The organism is Paenibacillus sp. 01T422, assembly GCF_056398785.1.
The window spans coordinates 1-385 of the sequence record NZ_JBFTQB010001717.1; the positions used below are offsets into that span (position 1 = coordinate 1).

Consider the following 385-nt stretch of genomic DNA (forward strand, 5'->3'; position numbering starts at 1 on the left):
TGTATCAATAGCTCTACGGATCTGTTCCTGCGTCTCAGACACAATGATTTGCTTCTCAGGCGTGTCTTCATGACTTGGGAGCATCGCGTAATAATCATTGCCTTCACCATCCGGCATTTCCGCGTCTAAGGAGTACGTATTTTTCCTTCGGCGCAGTTTATCGATACACAGATTCGTCCCAATTCGAAAAATCCAAGTTGAAAACTTCTGATTCTCATCATATCGGTGCAAATTGGTGTATACCCGCAAGAATGTTTCCTGCACCGCATCCTCGGCTTCTTGCTTGTTATTCAGCATACGGTAAGCCAAGTGAAAGATCTTATCCTTATAGAGCTCTACAAGCTCTGCAAAAGCATTTCGATCCCCATTTCTGGCTAGTTTAGCC

Annotated in this window: 1 protein-coding gene; it reads right to left on the reverse strand. The window is 44.4% G+C overall.

All coding sequences use genetic code 11. The annotated features are described in order from the left end of the window. Positions 1-385 (reverse strand): sigma-70 family RNA polymerase sigma factor (locus tag AC1DUA_RS40920; RefSeq protein ID WP_477505053.1); only part of this gene is annotated, 385 nt, incomplete at both ends.